Origin of the sequence: Dankookia rubra (genome assembly GCF_004355005.1) — a bacterium.
Lineage (GTDB): Bacteria > Pseudomonadota > Alphaproteobacteria > Acetobacterales > Acetobacteraceae > Paracraurococcus > Paracraurococcus ruber_A.
The window spans coordinates 1-443 of sequence record NZ_SMSJ01000367.1; the positions used below are offsets into that span (position 1 = coordinate 1).

At 62.1% G+C, this 443-nt stretch carries 1 protein-coding gene; it reads left to right on the plus strand.

Annotation, left to right across the window (positions count from 1 at the left end; all coding sequences use genetic code 11):
- The coding region (locus E2C06_RS38410; protein ID WP_165982935.1) for a hypothetical protein at positions 1-255 on the plus strand (255 nt) is incomplete at its 5' end.
- Between the last annotated feature and the right edge of the window lie 188 nt (positions 256-443).

Here is a 443-nt window from a genome sequence, read left to right on the forward strand (position 1 = left end):
TGGACCGAGTACTTCCAAGCCTATGCCTGGGGCGAGCGCGACGGTGCGACCGACGACGACATAGCTGCTGCGGGCAAAGAGATGGAGGCAGCAGCCCGTCGCCTTGCCATCACCCCGCACCAGTCACTGCAGGACATCGCGGCCAAGGCCCAGTTCGTCATCTACGTCGAGGCCGAAGGCGGGAGGCTGTCCACCGCCGAGAGTGATGTCCGAGCGTCAGTTCTCGCCGCCGTGCTGGCAATGGCAACGGCTTAGGTCGAATAGTGCATTTGGAGAATGGCCAGCGTCGTTCCCAGTTCGGCGCGCTGGCTATTTTTCCTGTGCCCACCCACACCACAGGAACACCGCCGTCAGGGGTGGTTAAATGCTCAGCCACTCTCACATGAAAATTCGCGCTGCGTGAGCTACTAGCTGTGGGGGCTGCTCCATGCCGCGTGGACCTA